Here is a 22,621-nt window from a genome sequence, read left to right as displayed (position 1 = left end):
TCAATTTTCCTATTAATCATTGTAATAATGGACATTTTTAAATAACAGCACCCCAGACAAGACGAAAGGAAAATCTATTATGGAAATTACTGTCAGACCCATCGGCCTTATCGAATCTGAATTTAAAAATACCGCAGAAATACCACGCCAAAGTATCTATGCACCGGAAAAACAAGCACGTCTGAAATTATTGGATGACTATAAAGATGGACTGCAAGGTCTTACCTGCGGAAGTAAAATATTGATTATATTTTACTTTCATCAATCAACTGAAACTCCTCTTCTGCAAAAACCCTGCCAGAGTGATAAAATCACTGGTGTTTTTTCTATTCGTTCACCACATCGGCCCAATCATATCGGGATATCTGAAGTAAAAATAACAAAAATAGAAAATAACACTATATATTTTACCGGTGTTGATATGCTGGATGGTACTCCGGTGCTCGACATAAAACCAGTAATAAGCTAATTTATCAAACAGCCAGGGTGATGATAATGGACCTTAAACAAAATATCCAATATTTAAAAGGTATTGGACCACAAAAATCTAAAGCTTTAAAAAAAATTGGCATTGAAAATATCTATGACCTTTTAACATACTACCCTAAACGCTACAGTGATCAAAGCGAATTAACACCAATCAGCATGGTCAATGCTGGCACTTTAGTAAATATAACGGGACGGCTGCTGAACATTCAGGAAAAGGTATCACGGCGCGGCATGAAAATTACAACTGCTCTATTGGCAGATGACAGCGCAACTATTCAAATCATCTGGTTTAATCAACCATTTATTAAAAAAACCTTAAAAATCGGCAGTAATATATTTATCAGAGGTAAGGCTGACTATGCTTATGGTGGTTATGGCCATATGACAATCAATCAGGTAGCTTCATATTCAGTATTAGAAAATAATGAAGTAGAATGTAAATTTTTGCCCTTATATACCCTGCCGGAAACCATAAAACCAAAATTTTTCCGACAGATCATCAGCACAGTATTGACTGATCTGCAAAAAGTTCCTTGTGCGCTGCCTCTCTCAATAAGGACTAAGTATAAATTGGTAGATAAAAAAACTGCACTGCAATATATTCATCAGCCACAAAATAAAGATGAAATAACAGCTGCTCGCCGTATGCTGATTTTTGAGGAACTTTTTATCATGCAATGCGGCCTGATTTATCGCCGCAAAATCAATAGCCAAAATCGACGCGGCATACGTTATCTGGCAAACAGTAATCTTACAAACAAATTATATCAGCAGCTGCCCTTTAAGCTTACTATTGATCAGCAGAATGTCTGGCGGGAAATCTGTCATGACATGGAATCCCCTATTCCAATGCAGCGGCTCCTGCAAGGTGATGTAGGTTCGGGTAAGACTGTCATTGCATTACTTGCCTTGGTTAAAACAATTGAAAATGGTTATCAAGGAGCTCTTATGGCACCGACCGAAATATTAGCAAAACAACATTTTGTAAATTTTTGCCGGACTTTAACAAAATTGGATATAAAAGTCGGATTACTGACCGGCAGTCTTTCATCCAAGGAACATGAAGATGCATTGGGAAAAATAGCCACCGGAGAATGGCAGATAATCATCGGTACACATGCTTTAATCCAAGACAAAGTTATTTTTGCAAAACTGGGATTTGTCGTGACTGATGAACAGCATAGATTTGGTATCGAACAAAGAGCCCGTTTAGAAACCAAAGCTTCATATACCCCCGATGTACTGGTTATGACAGCCACACCTATACCACGAACAATGACACTTACTGTATATGGCGATCTTGATATATCTTCAATAAAGCATCTGCCACCGGGCAGAAAGCCAATAAGGACTTTTTTACGGACAAAGTCCGCTCGAGATAAAATATACAAATTTGTCTACCAGCAAATAAATGCAGGGAGACAAGCTTATGTTGTTTGTCCTTTAATTGAAACTTCAGAAAATGTTGCTGCCGTTTCGGCAGAAGCAGTTTATGAGGAACTTACTCATACTGTTTTTAAAAATACTTCTTGTGCCTTATTACACGGTAAATTAAATACGAAAAACAAAGAACAAATAATGAATGATTTTTTTACCAATAAAATAAAGCTTTTAGTTTCAACCACCGTAATCGAAGTTGGAGTAAACGTACCTAATGCATCTATAATGGTGATAGAAGGAGCTGACCGTTTTGGCCTGGCTCAACTTCACCAATTAAGAGGAAGAATTGGCCGAGGTCCTTATAATTCTTACTGTATACTTTTATCTGACAACAAAAGTGACAAATCAAAGCAAAGATTGACTTTGATGGAAAAAGTCAACGATGGTTTTAAACTTGCTGAAGCAGATTTACAACTCAGAGGTCCCGGACAATTCTTTGGTACAATGCAGCATGGTTTGCCTGATTTAAAAATTGCCGATGTTTTAAACGATACAGACATTCTGTTAAATGCGCGTAATGAAGCTGAACAATGGTGTCATACACAAAATAATATTGCTGCAATAATTGAAACCATAAAATTACAATATAAAAATAATTTTTTCAAAATATTTGATACGTAACATTATCAAATATTAAATATCAATAAACTTTTCAGATGTTTAATACTTAATATTTGTTGGACAATATTTTGTTAAAAATATAATATCATCAAATAGTTCTAACCATATCATAATTGTTACTAAATAGTATTAACTTTTTATTATAAAAATATTAGGAATCATCACTATTAGGCCTGTATTTAAGCAGCAGCTGTTTTAATTATTTATTAATGTATTGATATTACCGATCGATTTTAAATTGCTTAAAATTGATTTTTAGAGGTAGTTTTTTTACTGAAATTTTTAATTTTAATATAATTCTATCCCTGTATATAATTCTAAATAAATTAGAATTATATACAGTCTATTTTAAAAAATATTTTACTGCGCTTAATTATATATGATATAATTAAGTTAATCTTCTAAGTCCTACTTCATAAAAAATAGGACTTAGAAAGCGGAAAAATCCATTAAAAAAAGGGATTTACAATGAAAAACTTAGCAAAAATATCTACCGATTCTAACAAATTCATGACTATTCCTGATTTCATTCCGGAATATGAAATAAATGATAACACTTTTATCTTAAATTACAAAAAACTTTTAGAACGTTATCTATCTCATGGTGAACCTTCTCCGGATACTTTGCGCAATTATTATTCAGCTATTGATAACTATCTGCAATGGTGTCGCTATAACAAGCGCCACCCGCTCAAAATAACCGAATATGAGTTCACTTATTACCGGGATATGCTGGTCCAGTTAAAAATGAAAAAGGGAAGTATTAAGAGCAAGCTCAATGCTGTCAGACAATTTTACAATGTGGCTGTGAAACTGAAACTTCTGGCAGAAAATCCTACTGATGGCATCGGTGTAAAGGCCTATGAACCCAATGACATTTCACCTCTAAAATTTTTGCAGGCAGCGCAGCTGGAACATTTACTTAATGTGATTCCTGATGACGGAAAAAACGTTGAAAACATTCGTGACAAAGCAATGATCATGCTTATGGCACTGGAAGGATTGCGCACAGTTGAAGTATACCGCATGTCGGTAGCTGATGTTGACTGGCAGGTAAAAACTATTTATATCCATGGCAAGGGACACAATGACTTTATTTATCCGCGTCATGATGTTATGGCATATTTAAAGCAATATATAAAACTACGTTATGCCGATAAACAAAAAAAAGATCCATATGGTGAGCCAGTATTTACTGCCCTTGGCAATAGAAATAAAGGGGGCCGGATGAATCGGCGCAGTATTCGCCGCAGCATCGATAAATGGCTGGAAATTGCCGGATTTAAAAAAGCCGGTATCAGCTGCCATATGCTGCGCCATACCTGTGGTACCCTATTGTACAGCACGACCAAGGATTTACAGATAGTGAAACAGGTTCTGCGCCATAGTGATATAAATATAACTAGCAAATATGCTCATGTATTTAGTCAAATGGATAATCGTTATACGTCTGATATTAGACTAAATAACAACATATAAATATTATTTGATATTAATTAGTTAATAATATTTATATTCGTATTTATAATAGTAAAAATAATAATAAATATTTATAGCTATTTATTATTCAAGGATTTCATTTATTAATAATAATTGGAACTTATAGATATAGAATATTATTAAACTATTTATATTTTCATAAGTTAAAAAGTGTGTAAAAGAAACAATTCTGAAAATTATCATGACAATACTATGATAAGTGGCTGACGCATATAATCATAATCATTTTCATTTTATAACTATATGAATAATTAACCGTCTTTCATTAATGTAACAGACACTTATCCTTTTAGTAAACAATTAAATGATTTATAAAAGTGCTGTTTGTATGATTACTTACTAAAATAGTAAGATTTATGATTGCCAGATAAATTAATGAATAGTATAATGAAACTATAATAAAACTGAAAGGATAAACAAATATGGCAAAAGAAGAAAATAAAAAAGATAATAAAAAATCCATATGGGAAAAATATAGCAAAAAAGAAAAGGAAAATCTTCAACTACTTTGTGACAATTACCGTAAATTTCTCACTGTTGGTAAAACCGAACGAGAATGTGTACAGGAAATAATCAAGCAGGCTGAAGAAAAAGGTTATAAGGATCTGCGGTCAATAATCGCAGCTGACGGTTCACTTCATGCAGGTGATAAAGTGTATGCAGTCTGCATGAAAAAATCGGTAGTAATGTTTAATATAGGCAGTGATCCATTAGAAAATGGCATGACGATTTTAGGAGCACATATTGACAGTCCCCGTCTTGACTTAAAGCAAAATCCGCTTTATGAAGATGGCGGTCTTTCTTATCTCGATACACATTATTATGGCGGTATTAAAAAATACCAATGGGTGACAATGCCTTTGGCAATACACGGTGTAATTGTCAAAAAAGACGGCACTGTTGTGAATGTTGTCATTGGTGAAAAAGCAGATGACCCTGTCTTTTGCGTAACAGACCTTCTTATTCATCTTGCTCAGGAACAAATGACAAAAAAAGCTACTGAAGTAATCACCGGTGAATCGCTTGATGTTTTAGTAGGTTCTCTGCCGCTGAAGGATGAAGAAAAAGACGCAGTAAAAGCCAATGTACTCAATATATTGAAAAAAACCTATGGCATTGAAGAAAATGATTTTCTGTCAGCAGAGTTGGAAGTTGTTCCAGCTGGAGCCGCCAGAGAGCTGGGAATAGACCGCAGCATGATAATCTCTTACGGACAGGACGACCGTGTTTGTGCTTATACGTCATTGGCAGCAATATTAGAAACCAAAAATGTCAAAAAGACAGCATGCTGTCTTTTAGTTGATAAAGAAGAAATCGGCAGTGTCGGCGCCACCGGCATGCAATCAAAATTTTTTGAAAACACTTTAGCGGAAGTCATGAATTTATTGGGTACATACACTGAGCTTAATATGCGACGCTGCCTGACAAATTCCAAGATGCTTTCCTCTGATGTCACATCTGCATATGATGCTCTGTATGCATCTGCCTATGACAAAAAAAATATTGCCTATTTGGGAAAAGGGATGGCCTTTAATAAATTCACCGGAGCCCGCGGTAAATCCGGCTCCAATGATGCCAATGCTGAATATTTGGGTGAAATCCGTGCCATGATGGATAAACATAAAGTAAATATTCAATTTTCTGAGCTGGGTCGTGTTGATTTAGGTGGCGGCGGTACTATCGCTTATATCATGGCCTTGTATGGCATGCAGGTCATTGACAGCGGTGTAGCAGTACTTAATATGCATGCTCCATGGGAAGTGACCAGTAAAATTGATGTTTATGAAACCAAGAAAGGTTACAGTGCATTTTTAGCAGAAGCCTGATATAATCCTCTGCCGCAATAAAATACTCGCCGACAAGCGGGTATTTTATTTGTAAATTATTTGGCAATACTAAAATAAAACGTGCTTTAATGGAATTTATCTGTTATACACTCCAGCAGAAATATATTCCAAGTAATCCCTTGCCCACTGTTACTTCAAGAACCGAATCTTTCTGCAAAACATTACTGATAGCATATGGCCAGTATTGCTGCAGAACGACTTTATGCAGCGGCCATTTTACGCCATTGATGCTTACTGCCTCGCATACGGTGCTTAATGGTAAAAGTGATATACTTATCGGCATGCTGTGACATTTAACTTGTAAAGTACCATTTTGTAAGTATAACAGGGTTTCTTTTTCATCGGCAGCACAGATAATATTGTTTTGCGCAGCCAATGATGCTGAGGAAAATATACTGCTGTATAAATGATCAAACCTGCCGCCCCATGCACCGGTGATGACTATATCATTTTGATGGTATTTTTCTGCAATCACCTGCAGAACCAGCTGTGTATCAGTAAGATTTTTGTCAACCGGATACTCAGCCAAGGGAATGTTACTTTTTTTTGCCCACTGCCAATTATCTGCAGCTGCGCTGTCTCCATCACCAAGTATATAGTCAGGCATCACCCCGGAATGCCGGCAGATATCGATACCATGATCTGCGCAATAAATGATTCGCTGTCTGGACACACTTTGGAGCCACGCTGATTCAGGCGCCCGTCCACCGCTTATCAGCAATAATTTATTGGTTGTTGCTGAACTCGTCTCATATGAAACTAATATTTCCGGCAATGATAATTTATATATCATTATATCACCTCATCTTAAAATAAACTTAATATAAAATTTAGCAGGATTTTATCATTTTATGCGTAATGTTTAATGATAAGAAAATTTTTTTAAAGCCCGAATGGAGGTTTTTTGATGGTAAAATTTAATTTTTATGGACATTCCTGTTTTTCTTTGACCACAGAAAATAACATAATTTTAGTGGATCCCTTTTTCACTGATAATCCTTTGACCAAAGTTAAACCGGAAGATATAGATTGTCAATATATACTAGTCAGTCACGCTCATTTTGATCACTTGGGCGACGCACCGGCAATTGCAGCAAGAACCGGTGCAACAATAATTGCCATCCCTGAAGTATTGAAGCTATGTGGTAAGACTGCAAATACCTATGGTATGAATATCGGCGGTTCACATTCTTTCCCCTTTGGTATGGTGCGTATGACACTTGCCATTCACAGTTGTGGTACAGCCGGCGGTATAGCCTGCGGTTTTGTCATAAATTTCAAAAAAGGTCCGACTGTTTACTATTCCGGTGATACAGCACTATTTTCTGATATGCAGATTATCGGTGCCAAAGAGAAAATTGATTATGCTATTTTACCAATCGGTGATAATTTTACAATGGGCAAAGAAGATGCAGCCCGATCTGTACAATTGTTAAAAGCGCATAATGTCATTCCTGTTCATTATAACACATGGCCGGCTATTCGACAGGATCCCAAACTTTTCAAACAAATTGCCGAAAGTCTGATTGCTGTTGATGTCCATATAGTAGAACCGGGAAAATCATTGGAACTTACTAAATGGTAACTGCCGGTAAAGCACCAGTCATTATTATATTAGGTCCGACAGCCGTCGGAAAAACAGCATTAAGTTTAAAACTGGCACAAAAATTAAACACGGAAATAATTTCCGGTGATTCCATGCTGGTTTATCGCGGTCTTAATATTGGAACAGCTAAACCTACCGCGGCTGAATTAGCTGCGGTACCGCATCACTTAATAAATATACTCGATCCCGGTGATGTATTCAATGTCACAATGTTTTGCGATAAATCAGCTGCTTTGATAAAACAATTGAACAATGTCAATAAATTACCAATAATTGCCGGCGGTACAGGCCTTTACATAAAATCATTGATTGAAGGTTACCAATTTAATGCCGCACCGGAGGACCCTCAATACCGTGCTTATCTTGAAAATTTAGCACTAAAGCGCGGGCGGTTATATGTGTTTTCCCTACTGCGTGACGCAGCTCCTCAAACAGCTGCCCGCCTGCATATAAATAATTTTCGCCGAATAATACGTGCCTTAGAAGTCTACAAATATAACAAAGAAACTATTTCCCGGCAAAAATTTACCACAGGCAATGATGACTTGTTTTATAATGCTTTAGTAATTGGTTTAAATCGCCATAGAGCTGATTTATATAAACGAATAAATAAACGTGTTGACATAATGATGACGGAAGGATGGCTGACTGAAACAAAAAAACTGCTCCAAGATGGTGTCAGTCCTCAGGCACAGTCTATGCAGGCCATTGGCTACCGTCAGCTGACTGAATATCTGCAAAATAAAATCACCTTGGAAACTGCTGTGGAACAAATAAAAACTGCTACAAGACATTTTGCCAAACGGCAGCTTACCTGGTACCGCAAAATGCCTTATATAAATTGGCTCGAAATCGATAATCTATCCTTAGACGAATTATTGGGAAAAACTTATGCTCTAGTACAAGAAAAATTTGACTATAGATAAAAATTCAATTATAATTGACATAATTGTAGTTGAAATTTGGGAGGAAAATTCAGTGAAGGCAATTAATCTGCAGGACGCTTTTTTGAACCAGGCACGCAAAGAAAATATAAGTGTTACTATTTATTTAGTCAATGGGTTTCAGCTGCGCGGCAATGTGACCGGATTTGATAATTTTACGGTTATTTTAGATACCAATGGTAAACAGCAGTTAGTGTATAAGCATGCAATTTCCACAATTATCCCTTTCAAAACATTGACTATGAATTATGTACCGGAAAAAAAGGTTTCAGAAGAAATTTCGCAATAAGAACCTATATAAAATAAAAAACCAGAGAACAGCGATAATACTGTTTTCTGGTTTTTTATTTTATACAATCTGCCACGTAAACATAATTAGAAATGTATTTTGGATTCACTGCCATTCATTAAACGAAAAATATTGGCTTTATGTCTATATACAACAAAAGCCGCTGCCAATATACCAAAAATTACATATTCCCATGATTTATCCCAATAATAGGCCTGCAGCGGAACTGATACGGCAGCTATCATAGAAGCTAGTGATACATAGTGGGTGATAAGTACAATAATAAGCCACAAAATAAACGCACACACAGCAGCCTGAGGCATCAGCATAGTTATCACACCTAACCCTGTAGCTACTCCCTTACCTCCTTTAAATGAAAGAAATATTGAGCAGGAATGTCCGACAATAGCCATTATTCCACCTAAAATCAAAACAAACGGTGTTGCCGGCAATCCAGCTCCGGAACCAATAAACATAGCAAATAAAACGCTTACAGCCCCTTTTAAAAAATCAAGAACAAAAACAATTAATCCGGCTTTTCTTCCCAATATACGCCAGGCATTTGTCGCGCCGATATTATGACTGCCATATTGACGTAAATCAGTATTAAACATCGCCCTGCCGATTAATAATCCACTAGGTATTGAACCAATAAGATAACCGACTAATATGATAATGACATAATTCATTCATCATCTTCCTTTCTCCCCTTCACAATTAATTTCAATGGTGTACCCTCAAAGCCAAAACTTTCTCTGAGTTTATTTTCAATAAATCGCAAATAAGAAAAGTGCATAAGTTCGGGATCATTAACAAAAATTATAAATTTAGGTGGTTTTACGTCTGCCTGAGTCATGAAATAAATTTTCAATTGCTTACCTTTATGAGCCGGTGGTGGATTAACTGATAAAGCATCCATTATAAGCTGGTTTAAAACACTTGTCTGTATGCGCATATGCTGTTGCTCCGCCACATACTTTATAAGTTCCGGTATGCGATGTACCCTTTGCTTAGTAAGAGCCGATACATAAATTACCGGTGCATACTGTAAAAAACCCAATTCATCACGCAGATCTTCGGTAAAATGCAATGGTGTCTTAGAATTTTTTTCAACAAGATCCCACTTATTAACCACCAAAATACAGCCTTTACCAGATTCATGGGCATACCCGGCTATTTTTTTATCCTGTTCGGTTACGCCATCCGGCCCACTTATCAGCATAAGAACTACATCACTGCGATCAACTGCGCGTAGTGAACGGATAACACTGTATCTTTCGATTGGTTCGTCTATTCTGGCCTTACGACGCATACCAGCCGTATCAATAAGGGTGTACTTTATGCCGTCCTTACTGAAATGAGTATCAATGGCATCACGTGTTGTTCCCGGTATATCGCTGACAATTACGCGGTCTTGTCCGAGCATAGCATTGACTAATGATGATTTGCCCACATTGGGTCTGCCAATGACCGCAATATGAATTTCATCAGGATCTTCAGCCGCAGTATCGGTTATATCAGCGAATGACTCTGTGACCCGGTCCAATAAATCACCCAGATTGAGCGCATTTGATGCACCTATCGGCGTTGGTTCGCCCAACCCCAGATTATAAAACTCATATACGTCCATTTCCTGTTTAGGTGTATCAATTTTATTTACAGCTACTATAACCGGTTTTCTGGTGTTGCGCAATATATCGGCAATATCTTCATCAGCATTGACAATTCCTGCCCGGCCATCTGTCAAAAAGATTATGACATCAGCTTCTTCAATAGCTAATTTTGCCTGAATCCGCATAGAGGATAACAAAGTATCCTGTCCCTCAAGTTCAATACCACCGGTATCGATTAAAGTAAATTGTTTATTAAGCCATTCGGCATCCATATATATCCTGTCACGAGTCACACCAGGAAAATCATCAACTATTGAAACACGCCTTTTGCCGATTTGATTAAACAGAGTAGATTTTCCTACGTTCGGACGCCCTACTATAGCAACTATTGGTTTATTCAAATTATGCACCTGCCTTATTTAATATATGCGGCATTACTCTGCCATGTATAAATATTTTTTTCACGTATATCTTTTACAGCATACCAATCAGTGAGCAGCTGATAAAGTACGACCGCACCCGTCGCTATTTTTATATCTTTATTATATCTATCTTTTATCTGCTGGAGGGAATAATCATCAAGAAATACATCTTCACCCGTTCTCAGTGCTGATGCAGGCAATATGACACCATCACAGGTACCGGCCTGCTGTTGTAATGCCTTTAATATATCCTGTCCTGTCAAAAGCCCGGTCACTGTGACATCATGTCCAAAAAAATCGTTTTGCACTGGTAAAAGATTAATATGCAGTCCTTTTATATCCAGTCTTTTCAGCAAGGGGGCAAAAACTTTCCCGGCAGACTGACCACATACAATAGTCAAGTATAAGTCCTTATCATATGAAAAAGACCGCTCCATATTACTTTCCAATTGCATATTCCATTCATCAATAAAATTGCGACTTAAACCGATACCATTATCAAGCTGAGGAAATCCATCATAATATTTACTGTCAGGAAATGGATAATCAGCCATCAGATAAAATTCATCACTAAGATAAATAAAAGAAGTATTTGTCCTCTTCCTGAATTCATCCTGCCAATTTTCAACTGATTTTATTACTGCCAATGCTTTTTCCCGATCAAACATTGTAAGCGGATAGCATCCTTCACGATATTTTGTCAGACCGACAGGAACAACGGCAATACTCAAAGCATGAGGAATTCGCTCACTGATATCCCTGACTGTCTTATGCAGCTCCTCTCCATCATTGATACCAGGGCACAAAACAACCTGTGTATGATACTTTATATCCATGGAATCCAAAATGTCAAGCTGTTGCATAATCTGCGCAGCACGTTTGCTGTGCATCATTTTAACACGCAATTGTGGATTGGTAGTGTGGATAGACAAATACAACGGTGACAAATGAAGCTTATGAATACGTTCAAAATCCCGTGGTCCCATATTGGTCATCGAAATAAAGTTGCCATACAAAAATGACATCCGATAGTCATCATCCTTAATTGAAAGACTGCTGCGCATGTCGGGAGCTATTTGATCAACAAAACAAAAACAACATTTATTGCCGCAATTACGGATACCATTGAATACAGCCGATTCAAATTCAACACCTAATTCTTCATCATAGTCTTTATCAAACGCAATTGTTTCTTGCTGTCCGTCAATATGCTCAACCAGGAGTTCTATACTTTCATCAGCAAAGGCAAAACTCAAATCGATTATATCAGAAAGTTTACGCCCATTGACTGCTATTACCAAATCACCGGCCAACAGTCCCAATTCTTCAGCTAAACCACCCTTATTTACTTTTATTATTTTACCACTATGAGACATTAGCTGACTCCTTTAATATTATTCGCATATCAAAAATATCATATAAAAAGGAGTAATGTCAACGGCATTACTCCTTTTTATATGACAGCTGAGTATTTTTAATGCTAAATGTAAATTTAACGAAATTATTTCTTTTCTTCTACCGCATCAGCAACAGTTGCTGGTTTATCTTCTTCAGCGTGATTTTCCTGATATTGTTCAAATTCAGCCTTATCAGCATCCTGTTTGACTCTCGTAATGCTGAGAGCAATTTTTTTGTTATCCTTATCAATATGAATAATTTTTGCTTTTACTTCATCGCCTATTTTTACTACTTCATCAGCCTTAGTAATATGCTTTTCTGACAGTTCGCGCATACGAATCAGCCCGTCAAGTCCTTCTTCCAATTGTATAAATGCACCAAAATCAGCAAGTTTTACAATTTTGCCGACAATATAATTACCGACTGAATATTTTTCGATTTTTGCAAACCATGGATCAGGGACAGTATCTTTTATGCTTAAAGAAATGCGTTTGGTTTTCGGATCAAAATTTTTAATCAGTACTTCAACTTCATCACCGGCAGTGACAATATCAGAAGGATGTTTTATATGATTCCATGACAAATCAGAAATATGTACCAATCCATCCATGCCGCCTAAATCAACAAAAGCACCATAATCAACCACACGTTTAACTTTACCCTTGCAGATTTCACCTTCTTTTAAGGAAGCCATCAGTTCTGCTTGTTTCTTATCACGTTCTTCTTCCAATAAAACACGATGTGAAAAAATCAAACGCTGTTTCTTACTGTCTATTTCAATTATGCGCGCCGGCATTTCCTGTTTAACATAGCTGGCCAAATCCTTGATAAAATGAAGCTCAATTTGCGAAGCCGGTAAAAAGCCTCTTAATCCGGCATAAGACACCAGTAACCCACCCTTTATGAGCTTTGTCACTCTTATCGTAACAGTTTTCTTTTCGTCAAAAATCTTTTGGGCATCGTTCCATGCCGCCATTTCATCAGCACGGCGTTTTGATAAAACCATACCATTTTCACCGCCCATATATACAACATATACGTTAATGACATCGCCGACATTCACCACATCTGAAGCAGTTTCCGGCGTAGGATAAGCCAGTTCCCTATTAGGAATCGGTATTTCCTGTTTATAACCGACATCTACATAAGCAGCATCACGATCAACCATTATGACCGTTCCCTTTATTATTTCATTCTCAGCAAAGTCCCTGATAGATTCTTCCTCCAGCAGGCTTTTCATATCTTGTTCTTGCACTTTATATATACCTCCCTGATGAGCCAGTCAGGTGTTGAAGCCCCTGCCGTCACACCAATTTTTGCTATATTATGAAACCATTCAACATCCAGCTCATCTGCTGTCTCTATATGATGCGTTATACATTTTTTTGAGCACAAATCAGCCAGACGCGTAGTATTAGCACTATTTTTACCGCCAATAACAATCATCATATCAACGTTAGCAGCTAACTTTTCTGCGGCACTTTGTCTTTGTTCCGTAGCTGTGCAAATAGTGCGCAATACTTTTATATCATTAGATTTATCAATAAAGATATTCACTAATTGCTTAAATTTATTACCTGAAAAAGTAGTCTGGGCAACAATTCCCAATTTTTTTACAAAATGAAACTGCCGAGCCTGAACTTCATCTTCGATTATAACAGCATTTTCACCGGCCCATTCAAAGATACTTTTTACTTCCGGATGTGTCTTTTCGCCGATGATTACAACCTCATAACCTTCATCAACAAGAGATTTTGCTGCCATTTGTGCCTTTTTCACATGCGGACAGGTAGCATCAATAATATTTAACCCCTTGGCTGCAGCTTTTTTATAAACTGCCGGCCCCACGCTATGAGAACGGATGATAACAGTACCGCTGTCAATTTCATCAAGATCATCTATTGACAAAATACCTTCATCAGCCAGTTGTTGTACCATTTGAGGATTATGAATGATAGGTCCCAGCGTCACGACCCGGCTGTCTTTCCCTGCCTGATGCCGGGCTAAGTTTATTGCCCGTTTGACACCATAGCAAAATCCCATATGATCTGCCAATTCTATTTCCATTTATTCACCATTTATACTTAATATCTTTCTTAGTATAACATAAATATTTTCTCATGTCTTGCAAGAATTTATCAAATTCTGTATCTCATGCATAATCATATCGGTAAATTTTTGTAATTCAGCCCGATTCGTGGAAGCACTGGTATAATAAATCGGCTTCCCGTATGCTACGCAGATCTTTGGAAAAAAGCTGCCTGATCCAAAAATTTTATTTGTGTTGATCACTGCTGTGGGGATAACCGGCACTGCTGCTTTGGCTGCAATCAATGCCACACCTGTAGCAGCCTGCTGGAGCTCACCGGTTTTACTGCGATGACCTTCCGGAAATACCCCCATACATTCGCCAGAAACTAATTTATTAATAGCTGTTTTTATGGCAGTACGATCTACAGTGCCGCGCCGCACCGGAAATGAATGAAAAGTACGCAGAGCACTGCCTAACAAAGGAACATCAAATAATTCCTGTTTAGCCATGTAGCCAACAGGTCTCTTAATAAAACAGCTTATCAGCATCGGGTCCCAATTACTTAAGTGATTGGCCGCTATTATTACGCCGCCCTTATTAGGCACGTTTTCCTTGTTGACAGCCCTCGCAGCAAATAACGCCCTATAGAATAAATAAAAAAAACAATGTAAAAAATTATAGCCTAATTCCAAGAATCACTCACTCCAAATCATGAAATCAATGACAATATTTTATCAACCACAGCTTCGATCGTCATAGACGTACTGTCCAATAAAAATGCATCCGGAGTCTTTATCAGCGGCGATATAGCACGTTCACTGTCGGCCTTATCTCTGGCGGCAATTTCTGATTTCAGCTGTTCCAAATCAATATTATATCCTTTTTGTTTCATTTCAATAAAGCGGCGCCGGGCCCGCTCTTCTACTGAAGCTGTCAGATATATCTTTATATCGGCATTAGGAAGGACATTACTGGCAATATCCCGTCCATCCATTACTACAGCACCATTTTGCGCCATTGCCCGCTGCAAAGCCACCATTTTTTCCCGTACCGGTCCCAGTTTGGCGACCTGCGAAACTATCTTATTCACCGCTGGCGCACGCAGTTTATCAGAGATATCTTCTCCGTCAACCAACACCCGTGTGCTGCCATCTATATATTGTAAAATCAAATTCATATGTTGTGCTGTTTGTATAATAAATTCATCCTTGAAATCAAAATCATCAGCTTGAAGCACTTTCCACGCCACCGCACGATACATGGCTCCTGTATCTATATATGTATAGCCGAGTCTGGCGGCCACCAATTGGGCAACGGTACTTTTCCCTGCACCAGCCGGTCCGTCAATAGCTATTACTTTGCTGTTATTCATCTGATTATCATTCACCTTATAAGCTTATTTTAAATGTTCCAGTGTAGTATAAAACTGCGGATATGATATATTTACACAGTCTGCACCGCTGATTTTTACACCTTTTCCTGACGCACCCGCAACTGCGAGTGCCATGGCAATACGATGGTCATCGTGTGAATCGCATTGGGCATATTTAAAAGCTGAATTTCCCTCTATAATGAGGCCATCTTCTTTTTCTGTCACAGCATTAGTCAGCTTGCCGAATTCGCGGCAGATTGCCTTGATACGGTCACTTTCCTTTACACGCAGTTCCTGTGCTCCATTTATAGTGGTACGGCCGTCAGCAAGTATCGCTGCTACCGTTATAATTGGAATTTCATCGACCAGACGGGGAATAATATCAGCAGCTATATCTATGCCATGCAGCCTGGCCGATCGAACATGCAGATCAGCCACTGGTTCACCGCCATCCGTCCGACATCCGCAAAGTTCAATGTTTGCTCCCATATTATTAAGAACATCCAATATACCTGTACGTGTCTTATTTATACCAACATTTTTTATTATTATGTCACTGTTGGGAATTACTGTTGCTGCAACCAGCCAATACGCAGCAGAACTGATATCGCCAGGTACAATTATTTCAGCAGGGGCATGCAGCCTGTCTGCCGGACGAATGCTTATCGCGCCATCCTGAGTCGTTATATCAACACCAAAAGCCTTGAGCATTCTTTCTGTATGATCGCGTGACGGATATTTTTCGATTACTGTGGTAACTCCCTGCGCATATAATCCGGCCAATAAAACAGCCGATTTTACTTGCGCACTGGCCATCGGCATTTCATAAGTAATACCGGTCAATCTTTGTTTGGCAGGAATTACTGTAATTGGCAGCAAAGTGTTTATTTTTCTGCCGACGATCGATGCTCCCATTCGAGTTAAAGGAGTAATGACCCGCTGCATCGGTCTTTTGGACAGTGATGCGTCACCAGTAAATGTAGTCAAAAATTTTTGACCGGACAGTATACCGAGCATCAGCCGCAGTGTAGTCCCTGAATTACCGGCATCAATTATATTTTCCGGTTCGTTTAAACCATATAAACCCTTACCGCATATTGTCAGCTCTTCTCCATCATCTGCAATATTGACACCTAAAGCCCGCATACAGTTCACCGTACTTAGGCAATCCTGTGCGCGCAGGAAATTAACTATGCGGACCGGAGTATCACTAAGCCCGGCAAACATAACACTGCGATGTGATACTGATTTATCACCAGGAATAGTAATCACACCATGCAGTCCATCAACCGCCGCCTCAATTATTTTACTTGTCATGCATCCCATACCTTTCAAACTTTTGTATTAGCTGGCAATTCATATTATATAAATAGTAATTCGCGATTTCGCTCAGATTTCCTCCCCATCGCAACCAATTAACAATCAGCGGCATTTTTACCGGCAGTGTATCCCATAGAAAAAGCAGCCTGCAGATTAAATCCGCCGGTATAACCATCAACATCCACCACTTCACCGGCAAAATATAACCCGTCGATAAGCTTAGACTGCATTGTCTTTGGATCTATTTCCTTAACATTTACACCGCCGCAGGTAACAATAGCTTCAGCTAAAGGACGGGATTTTGTAATATCAACAGATAAATTTCTTAATGTGGCAACAAGTTTGTACCGCTCTTTTTTACTCAATTGGTCGGCAGGTTTTTCACCGTTGATATATGCCAGATCCAAAATAATCGGTATTAAACGATGTGGCAAAAGATCAATCATTGCATTTTTCATTTGCTTATGGGCATACTTTTTAAAATCGCGCTGAAGCCGGGCATCAAGCTGCTCTGGTGTCAATGCTGGTTTTAAATTTATTGTCAAAAAAACTTTTTGCCGCTTAGACAAAGATATTGCGATAGCACGGCTTAAAGATAATATTATCGGTCCTGTAACGCCAAAATGCGTGAACATCATTTCACCAAACATTTCAGCACTTTTCTTACCTTCAGTAAAAACACTCACACGCACATTTCGTAATGACAATCCCTGCAGATTCTTCACCCAGTCAAGATCTGTTTCCAATGGTACTAAAGCCGGATGCAGTTCTTCTATAGTATGCCCCAGGACCGATGCCAGATGCACTCCGTTCCCATCCGAACCAGTAGCCGGATAGCTAGATCCCCCTGCAGCCAATATTACAACGTCAGCAGAAGTAATCTGTCCGACTGCTGTTTTAACACCAGTTACCTTATGATCGGCTGTAATGATTTTCATTGCCTTAGTATTCAACTGTAACTCTACTTTAGCATCATATAAACATTTACACAACGTATCTACTACTTCTACAGCCCTATCACTTTGCGGAAAAACCCGGCCACCGCGTTCAACTTTAGTAGCCACCCCAATTTTTTCAAAAAAAGAAATAACATCATCATTAAAAAAATTCCTGAAAGCACTATATAAAAATTTACCATTTCCCGGAATGTTTTTTATAAACGTCGGCAGATCGGCAACATTAGTAATGTTGCAACGCCCCTTACCCGTTATCATTAATTTTCTACCTATCCGGTCATTACGTTCCATCAGGATAACTTTATTGTCATCTTTTTTTGCCGCCTGTAATGCAGCCAGTATACCGGCTGCGCCGGCACCGATGACCACTATCTTTTTCATATTTATTATTCTCCATTGATTATATAATTGAGTTGTAACAATTCATCGTTTGTCAAAGAACGATATTCACCCTTCCTCAGTCCTTTTAAAGTCACTCCGGCAAACTGTACTCGTTTCAAACTAACAACATCGTGCTGCACAGCTTCGAACATTCGCCTTATCTGACGATTACGCCCTTCGTGTATCGTCATTTCTATTTTGCTGCAGTCAGTTTCCCGATTATAGTTGATAATGGCTGCTTTGGCCGGAGCTGTTTTACCATCCGACAAACTTATTCCATGCCGCAGCGACCCCAATTCATCACTGCCGAGTCTGCCCCTTATAGAAACGAGATAGGTCTTTTCTATTTTAAATTTAGGATGTAATAACTTTTGTGTCAATGTTCCATCATTAGTCAGTAATAATAAACCTTCTGTATTATTATCCAATCGTCCAACTGGAAATATACGTTGCTGTATTTCGGGAAGCAGATCCAATACCGTTTTTCTGCCTCTGTCATCCTTCACCGTGGAAATATAACCTTTAGGCTTATACAACATTATATATATTTTTTCTTCAATTTGTTTAATTACGTTCCCGTCAAATTTAACATTATCAACCAAAGGATTTACCCTTGTACCCAAAGTAGTTACTATTTTATCATTGACACTTACACGCCCATCACTAATAAACTTTTCTGCCGTTCGCCGCGATGCTATGCCGCAATCAGCAATATATTTTTGCAACCGTTCCAAAATTAACCTCCAACTTGTAATGATATATTATTTTACCTGATTCTTCAACAGTTTGACAAGCCATCTTCGTAAGTCCGCAAAATAAATAGACTGATGCCGCAGCGCCAGCCTATTTATTTTATTTACTATGAAGTTTTTCGTACATTTGAACAATCATGGCAACTGCAGCGCCGCTCATTGACAACCTGCGGCAAATTTCAGAAGATGTCATTCCCTGATCTAATAATGAAAAAACGACTTTTGTTGCCGCCGGCAATGCCTCATAAGTATCAGACTTTATTCTTTGCTGTTGCTCAGCAACCGACTCTTCTGCTGATAAAACATCAATATGCCTGAGCTTAACATCAGCTGACTTCAAAGCTGTATTAAAATTCGTTGATGGTTTCGTAGTTGTCGTCTGTGAAAAAATACGGCTGTTTTCATTCTCTGCCAATAAAGCACTATATTTTTTTAACTCTTCGACCCGCATATCAGCCGTCTTAATCAAGGTTTCCAGTTGGTTTATACGTCCGTCCATCTGTTGTAAAACATTATCTCCGGCATTTATTATCTCTTTTTTTAAATTATCAGCCGACATCCCGATATTTTCGACACTTGCATAGGTATCGTCATGCTTTATACCGGAACTCATATTACGCTTCAGCAGTAATATTACCAAAACGCCTAAAATTATTATTATACCCAAAACTTCTGTGATCATTTTGCCCTCCGCAATCCATTCATAATTTTATATCAATATTATGACCACGGATGGCATCAGATAAATTATCCTCATCCTCTTGTGGCGGTGCTGCAGCTTTATGTTTATGATTAGGACGCGAATAGCCATTACCATTTTGCTTATTGCGTTCATCATCGCTGCGAATTTTTTCCCCCTCAACGGCATCCTTGGCATAAACCTGAAATTGTTTATCTTCTGATTCCTGCTGCAGTTTAGTATTGCCAAAGTCTTGTGCGGCATTTACCTGTTGGTTCATTTTATTTTGAATATTACCAACCTCGGAACTGTTCGGCAGCATTGCCTGCAGATTACCAATAGGATTTACAGACATCTTTATCCCTCCATTATCAATAAGGACTCAACTTTACACATTCATGTTCCTTATCAGCAACAAATGAACAATGCTGCGCATCTGTCTGCATAGTATAAAGGAACGGTGATATCGTCACCTTTACACCCGGATGCACAGCAGCATCCACCCTTATTTTAGCATTGGACATATTTTTAAGTGTTTCAGCCAATTTTTCTATTATAGCCTTGTTTCTTTCAATTTTTCCTGCCAAGGGAAATCTCACACGCTTTAGTTGCCCTAATTTTTCTTTTTGAAGCAATGATAAATTAGTTTTATTCTTAAATGAATTTAATGCATTAGTTATATTGCGCAATTGTTTTTTGTCAGTCTCGTATTCTTTGAGCAGACTTGTATACCGTTCATTGATTATAGGATTTATTCCCACCTCAATTTTTGTCGATACATTGGCAATATTTCCCAGTACACCCGCATCAATCAAAATACCAGCAATTGCATGACCACCGACTATTTGTCCACGGCGCCCCTTTACAATAATTCTTCTTCCGGCATTTAATTTCGAATGCATCGCCACATCAACCACATAAATATCACGTTCTGCTGTTATATAGGCGTTTTCAGCAAAAGTAGTGTGAACATCTTCCTGGGCAGTTATTTTACCGTGCCGCATGCCCAGCACACCGCCATCTATATAAATATTACGTGCTATCACCGTCCCGCCGCCGACAACACCGCCAATATTTACATCTCCCTCGGCTTTGACCGTAAAACCATCCTGAACACTACCTTTAATAAAGACACTGCCATTGAAATTGATATTGCCGGTCGATAAATCAACATCACCATTTATGTCCAGTTTGGGATCAACAGAAATACGGTTATTTTCTTCAATGGCCTGTCCGTCAATAGCAGCCACTAGTGTATTATCATCTACAATTTCAGTATTTTTCCCTTTTATCAGCGGTATTGGTTTACCCGCCCGGCAGGCTATTTCCTGCCCCAAGACATTCATACCCGATTCCCCCTTGGTTTGAGGAATCCTTTCAGCAAGGACCGTTCCCTTTGTCACAACAAAATACAAATTAAGATCCTTATAATTCACCTTACCGTTTTCCTTTGTTGCCGGTGCCCCCTTCTTAGAAAAATCAATATGTCTTTTTATATAAGCATTATCGCCATTAATTGGTGCCTTACCTTCAGCGATTATTTGTGTTTGAAAAGGTGTTTTTATAAATTCGTCGATATTTGACTCATTTATACCATAACTTATTTTCTTGTCTGAGAGCAGCTGCATAATATAATTCTTATCATAATTAAACTCCTTATCTTCTCCGTTAAAGCTGATCACAGCCTGCATCTTATCCTTACTTATCTCTACCAACGGCACAGGAACTTCCCGTGCCACAGTCTGCTCTGCTCCTCCTGCTATCTGCTTGCGCTGCCCATCATGTTCATTAACGATTTTTACTATATCTGTCAGCTTATAATCCTTTATTTCATGCTTTTTTAAAATTGCGCATAATAGCGTAAGGTCTTTGAATGAAGCCATTCCTTCAGCCGGTTGATACACGGTTAAAAAAACTTCTTCCCCTAAAATCTCTAATAAGTATCCTTCTTTTTCACTGCCAACAGCAACATCCGGCATAGTAAATCCTCCTGAGATTAGAACACTTGAATTTTTTTACAATTAACAGCTTTCCCCTCGAAAACTGTTTTCGAGATACAATGTTGCTAAAACCTATTTTTATAATAACTGCCCTTAAATTACATCTATTTTTATTATAGCTGTAATTTTCCGAAATAAATCACCACTCATCTCCTACGCCGCTTATTTTATATATTTTTAATTAAAAATATCAGATTTGGAACGCGATAAATAACCCCTTAGTCTGAGAACTGCCCTTTTGTGCAGCTGACTTATACGTGCTTCCGATAGATTAAGTGTCATGCCGATTTCCTTCAAAGTCAGTTCCTCCGAATAATACAATGAAATTATCAACTTTTCTTTTTCCGGCAGCCGGTCTATAGCTTCTGCCAGCTTTTGCTTAATGAAATCTCTGTTGATTTTTTTTTCCACATCATTGCTGTCACTGACCATGTATTCCGCATTTATATATTCTTCCAGTGATGTCAATGAAGTCGTGTTTATATTGGTTTCTAAAGTATATAAATCTTCCAATTTCATCGTCATTGCCTGGGCCAATTCCTGTTTGGTCGGAGTGCGGTGCAGATCCTCTTCCAGACCAATATACACAGTTTCATATTTTTTAATTTTTTTCCGCAAAGAAACTGACAGCCAGTCCCTTGACCTCAAATAATCCAATATTGATCCGCGTATGCGATTTTTAGCATAAGTCTCAAACTTTACCCCCAGATTGATATCAAACCGTGAAATGGCATCCATAAGTCCAAAAAAACCGCTGCTTATCAAATCATCACGTTCAATATGTGACGGTAAATTATACGCTATATTATTTACAATAATATTCACTAACGGCAAATAATTTTCTATCAAACTGTTTCGTGCGGCTAAATCATCATTTTTTTTATATGTTTCCCATAAATCAATAATATCGGGGGCAGAAAGGGGTTTAATTGTCTGCAATTTTGTGCCTCCTTAATTTAT

22 protein-coding genes are annotated in these 22,621 nt (G+C 38.1%); 7 read left to right on the top strand and 15 right to left on the bottom strand.

Annotated elements, in window-relative coordinates; genetic code table 11:
- The first annotated feature begins 79 nt into the window (after positions 1 to 79).
- The 4 genes from tsaA to F8M42_RS06390 all read left to right on the top strand — a co-directional run bounded on the left by tsaA (position 80) and on the right by F8M42_RS06390 (position 5,876).
- Positions 80 to 469 carry a tRNA (N6-threonylcarbamoyladenosine(37)-N6)-methyltransferase TrmO gene (gene tsaA, locus F8M42_RS06405; RefSeq protein WP_229711496.1) on the top strand — a complete coding sequence of 130 codons (390 nt, stop codon included), beginning with the start codon at positions 80 to 82 and terminating at the stop codon, positions 467 to 469.
- A gap of 26 nt (positions 470 to 495) precedes the next feature.
- Positions 496 to 2,550: an ATP-dependent DNA helicase RecG gene (gene recG, locus F8M42_RS06400; RefSeq protein ID WP_229711494.1), complete on the top strand. Its 2,055-nt coding sequence runs from the start codon at positions 496 to 498 to the stop codon at positions 2,548 to 2,550.
- A 468-nt stretch (positions 2,551 to 3,018) separates the two neighbouring features.
- A complete protein-coding gene (locus F8M42_RS06395; RefSeq protein ID WP_182188503.1) occupies positions 3,019 to 4,029 on the top strand; it encodes a tyrosine-type recombinase/integrase in 1,011 nt (336 codons plus the stop codon).
- Positions 4,030 to 4,472: 443 nt separating this feature from the next.
- Positions 4,473 to 5,876, top strand: a complete 1,404-nt coding sequence (locus F8M42_RS06390) for an aminopeptidase (RefSeq protein WP_182188502.1) — start codon at positions 4,473 to 4,475, stop codon at positions 5,874 to 5,876.
- 103 nt (positions 5,877 to 5,979) lie between these two features.
- Here F8M42_RS06390 and F8M42_RS06385 read toward each other — a convergent pair whose 3' ends face one another.
- Positions 5,980 to 6,690, bottom strand: a complete 711-nt coding sequence (locus tag F8M42_RS06385) for a thiamine diphosphokinase (protein WP_182188501.1) — start codon at positions 6,688 to 6,690, stop codon at positions 5,980 to 5,982.
- Between the two features lie 114 nt (positions 6,691 to 6,804).
- Here F8M42_RS06385 and F8M42_RS06380 point away from each other — a divergent pair, with 114 nt between their 5' ends.
- The 3 genes from F8M42_RS06380 to hfq are packed head-to-tail and all read left to right on the top strand — an operon-like array spanning position 6,805 to position 8,736.
- Entirely contained in the window at positions 6,805 to 7,482 is a 678-nt protein-coding gene (locus tag F8M42_RS06380; RefSeq protein WP_182188500.1) for a metal-dependent hydrolase, read from the top strand.
- Entirely contained in the window at positions 7,476 to 8,429 is a 954-nt protein-coding gene (gene miaA / locus F8M42_RS06375) for a tRNA (adenosine(37)-N6)-dimethylallyltransferase MiaA (RefSeq protein ID WP_182188499.1), read from the top strand. Before F8M42_RS06380 ends, miaA begins: the two co-directional genes overlap by 7 nt.
- A 52-nt stretch (positions 8,430 to 8,481) precedes the next feature.
- Complete coding sequence (hfq, locus tag F8M42_RS06370) at positions 8,482 to 8,736, top strand: RNA chaperone Hfq (protein ID WP_229711492.1); 255 nt, start codon at positions 8,482 to 8,484, stop codon at positions 8,734 to 8,736.
- 86 nt (positions 8,737 to 8,822) lie between these two features.
- Here hfq and plsY read toward each other — a convergent pair whose 3' ends face one another.
- The 14 genes from plsY to F8M42_RS06300 all read right to left on the bottom strand — a co-directional run bounded on the left by plsY (position 8,823) and on the right by F8M42_RS06300 (position 22,600).
- Positions 8,823 to 9,425, bottom strand: a complete 603-nt coding sequence (gene plsY / locus F8M42_RS06365; RefSeq protein WP_182188498.1) for a glycerol-3-phosphate 1-O-acyltransferase PlsY — start codon at positions 9,423 to 9,425, stop codon at positions 8,823 to 8,825.
- Positions 9,422 to 10,750 (bottom strand): ribosome biogenesis GTPase Der, encoded by a 1,329-nt coding sequence (gene der / locus F8M42_RS06360; RefSeq protein WP_182188497.1) that lies wholly within the window; start codon positions 10,748 to 10,750, stop codon positions 9,422 to 9,424. Before der ends, plsY begins: the two co-directional genes overlap by 4 nt.
- Positions 10,751 to 10,764: 14 nt before the next feature.
- Positions 10,765 to 12,147 (bottom strand): DUF512 domain-containing protein, encoded by a 1,383-nt coding sequence (locus F8M42_RS06355; protein WP_182188496.1) that lies wholly within the window; start codon positions 12,145 to 12,147, stop codon positions 10,765 to 10,767.
- Positions 12,148 to 12,272: 125 nt separating this feature from the next.
- Positions 12,273 to 13,409 (bottom strand): 30S ribosomal protein S1, encoded by a 1,137-nt coding sequence (gene rpsA, locus F8M42_RS06350; protein WP_182188661.1) that lies wholly within the window; start codon positions 13,407 to 13,409, stop codon positions 12,273 to 12,275.
- Complete coding sequence (locus F8M42_RS06345) at positions 13,406 to 14,236, bottom strand: 4-hydroxy-3-methylbut-2-enyl diphosphate reductase (RefSeq protein ID WP_182188495.1); 831 nt, start codon at positions 14,234 to 14,236, stop codon at positions 13,406 to 13,408. Before F8M42_RS06345 ends, rpsA begins: the two co-directional genes overlap by 4 nt.
- 51 nt (positions 14,237 to 14,287) lie before the next feature.
- The gene (locus tag F8M42_RS06340; protein WP_229711534.1) at positions 14,288 to 14,806 is read right to left on the bottom strand and encodes a lysophospholipid acyltransferase family protein; all 519 of its coding nucleotides are present in this window, start codon (positions 14,804 to 14,806) and stop codon (positions 14,288 to 14,290) included.
- Between the two features lie 104 nt (positions 14,807 to 14,910).
- The gene (cmk, locus tag F8M42_RS06335; protein WP_182188493.1) at positions 14,911 to 15,573 is read right to left on the bottom strand and encodes a (d)CMP kinase; all 663 of its coding nucleotides are present in this window, start codon (positions 15,571 to 15,573) and stop codon (positions 14,911 to 14,913) included.
- A 24-nt stretch (positions 15,574 to 15,597) separates the two neighbouring features.
- A complete protein-coding gene (aroA, locus tag F8M42_RS06330) occupies positions 15,598 to 16,890 on the bottom strand; it encodes a 3-phosphoshikimate 1-carboxyvinyltransferase (protein ID WP_407672859.1) in 1,293 nt (430 codons plus the stop codon).
- Between the two features lie 98 nt (positions 16,891 to 16,988).
- Complete coding sequence (locus tag F8M42_RS06325) at positions 16,989 to 18,230, bottom strand: BaiN/RdsA family NAD(P)/FAD-dependent oxidoreductase (RefSeq protein WP_182188491.1); 1,242 nt, start codon at positions 18,228 to 18,230, stop codon at positions 16,989 to 16,991.
- Between the two features lie 5 nt (positions 18,231 to 18,235).
- Complete coding sequence (locus F8M42_RS06320; RefSeq protein ID WP_326832822.1) at positions 18,236 to 18,967, bottom strand: pseudouridine synthase; 732 nt, start codon at positions 18,965 to 18,967, stop codon at positions 18,236 to 18,238.
- 115 nt (positions 18,968 to 19,082) lie between these two features.
- A complete protein-coding gene (locus tag F8M42_RS06315; RefSeq protein WP_182188489.1) occupies positions 19,083 to 19,664 on the bottom strand; it encodes a hypothetical protein in 582 nt (193 codons plus the stop codon).
- A 19-nt stretch (positions 19,665 to 19,683) separates the two neighbouring features.
- On the bottom strand, positions 19,684 to 20,016 hold the full coding sequence (locus F8M42_RS06310) for a hypothetical protein (protein WP_182188488.1): 333 nt from the start codon (positions 20,014 to 20,016) through the stop codon (positions 19,684 to 19,686).
- A gap of 16 nt (positions 20,017 to 20,032) precedes the next feature.
- A complete protein-coding gene (locus F8M42_RS06305; RefSeq protein ID WP_182188487.1) occupies positions 20,033 to 21,640 on the bottom strand; it encodes a DUF342 domain-containing protein in 1,608 nt (535 codons plus the stop codon).
- A 198-nt stretch (positions 21,641 to 21,838) separates the two neighbouring features.
- Positions 21,839 to 22,600 (bottom strand): FliA/WhiG family RNA polymerase sigma factor, encoded by a 762-nt coding sequence (locus tag F8M42_RS06300; RefSeq protein ID WP_182188486.1) that lies wholly within the window; start codon positions 22,598 to 22,600, stop codon positions 21,839 to 21,841.
- Between the last annotated feature and the right edge of the window lie 21 nt (positions 22,601 to 22,621).

The sequence above is a fragment of the Pectinatus frisingensis genome (assembly GCF_014076555.1).
GTDB lineage: Bacteria > Bacillota > Negativicutes > Selenomonadales > Selenomonadaceae > Pectinatus > Pectinatus frisingensis.
Note: the sequence above shows the minus strand (reverse complement) of the source record. Positions and strands in the feature narration are given on the sequence as shown.

Bases quoted from the DNA above. Each gene is read 5' to 3' on its own strand.
- tsaA (WP_229711496.1), top strand. From the start codon at position 80: ATGGAAATTACTGTCAGACCCATCGGCCTTATCGAATCTGAATTTAAA.
- recG (WP_229711494.1), top strand. From the start codon at position 496: ATGGACCTTAAACAAAATATCCAATATTTAAAAGGTATTGGACCACAA.
- F8M42_RS06395 (WP_182188503.1), top strand. From the start codon at position 3,019: ATGAAAAACTTAGCAAAAATATCTACCGATTCTAACAAATTCATGACT.
- F8M42_RS06390 (WP_182188502.1), top strand. From the start codon at position 4,473: ATGGCAAAAGAAGAAAATAAAAAAGATAATAAAAAATCCATATGGGAA.
- F8M42_RS06385 (WP_182188501.1), bottom strand. From the start codon at position 6,690: ATGATATATAAATTATCATTGCCGGAAATATTAGTTTCATATGAGACG.
- F8M42_RS06380 (WP_182188500.1), top strand. From the start codon at position 6,805: ATGGTAAAATTTAATTTTTATGGACATTCCTGTTTTTCTTTGACCACA.
- miaA (WP_182188499.1), top strand. From the start codon at position 7,476: ATGGTAACTGCCGGTAAAGCACCAGTCATTATTATATTAGGTCCGACA.
- plsY (WP_182188498.1), bottom strand. From the start codon at position 9,425: ATGAATTATGTCATTATCATATTAGTCGGTTATCTTATTGGTTCAATA.
- F8M42_RS06355 (WP_182188496.1), bottom strand. From the start codon at position 12,147: ATGTCTCATAGTGGTAAAATAATAAAAGTAAATAAGGGTGGTTTAGCT.
- rpsA (WP_182188661.1), bottom strand. From the start codon at position 13,409: ATGAAAAGCCTGCTGGAGGAAGAATCTATCAGGGACTTTGCTGAGAAT.
- F8M42_RS06345 (WP_182188495.1), bottom strand. From the start codon at position 14,236: ATGGAAATAGAATTGGCAGATCATATGGGATTTTGCTATGGTGTCAAA.
- cmk (WP_182188493.1), bottom strand. From the start codon at position 15,573: ATGAATAACAGCAAAGTAATAGCTATTGACGGACCGGCTGGTGCAGGG.
- aroA (WP_407672859.1), bottom strand. From the start codon at position 16,890: ATGACAAGTAAAATAATTGAGGCGGCGGTTGATGGACTGCATGGTGTG.
- F8M42_RS06325 (WP_182188491.1), bottom strand. From the start codon at position 18,230: ATGAAAAAGATAGTGGTCATCGGTGCCGGCGCAGCCGGTATACTGGCT.
- F8M42_RS06315 (WP_182188489.1), bottom strand. From the start codon at position 19,664: ATGATCACAGAAGTTTTGGGTATAATAATAATTTTAGGCGTTTTGGTA.
- F8M42_RS06310 (WP_182188488.1), bottom strand. From the start codon at position 20,016: ATGTCTGTAAATCCTATTGGTAATCTGCAGGCAATGCTGCCGAACAGT.
- F8M42_RS06305 (WP_182188487.1), bottom strand. From the start codon at position 21,640: ATGCCGGATGTTGCTGTTGGCAGTGAAAAAGAAGGATACTTATTAGAG.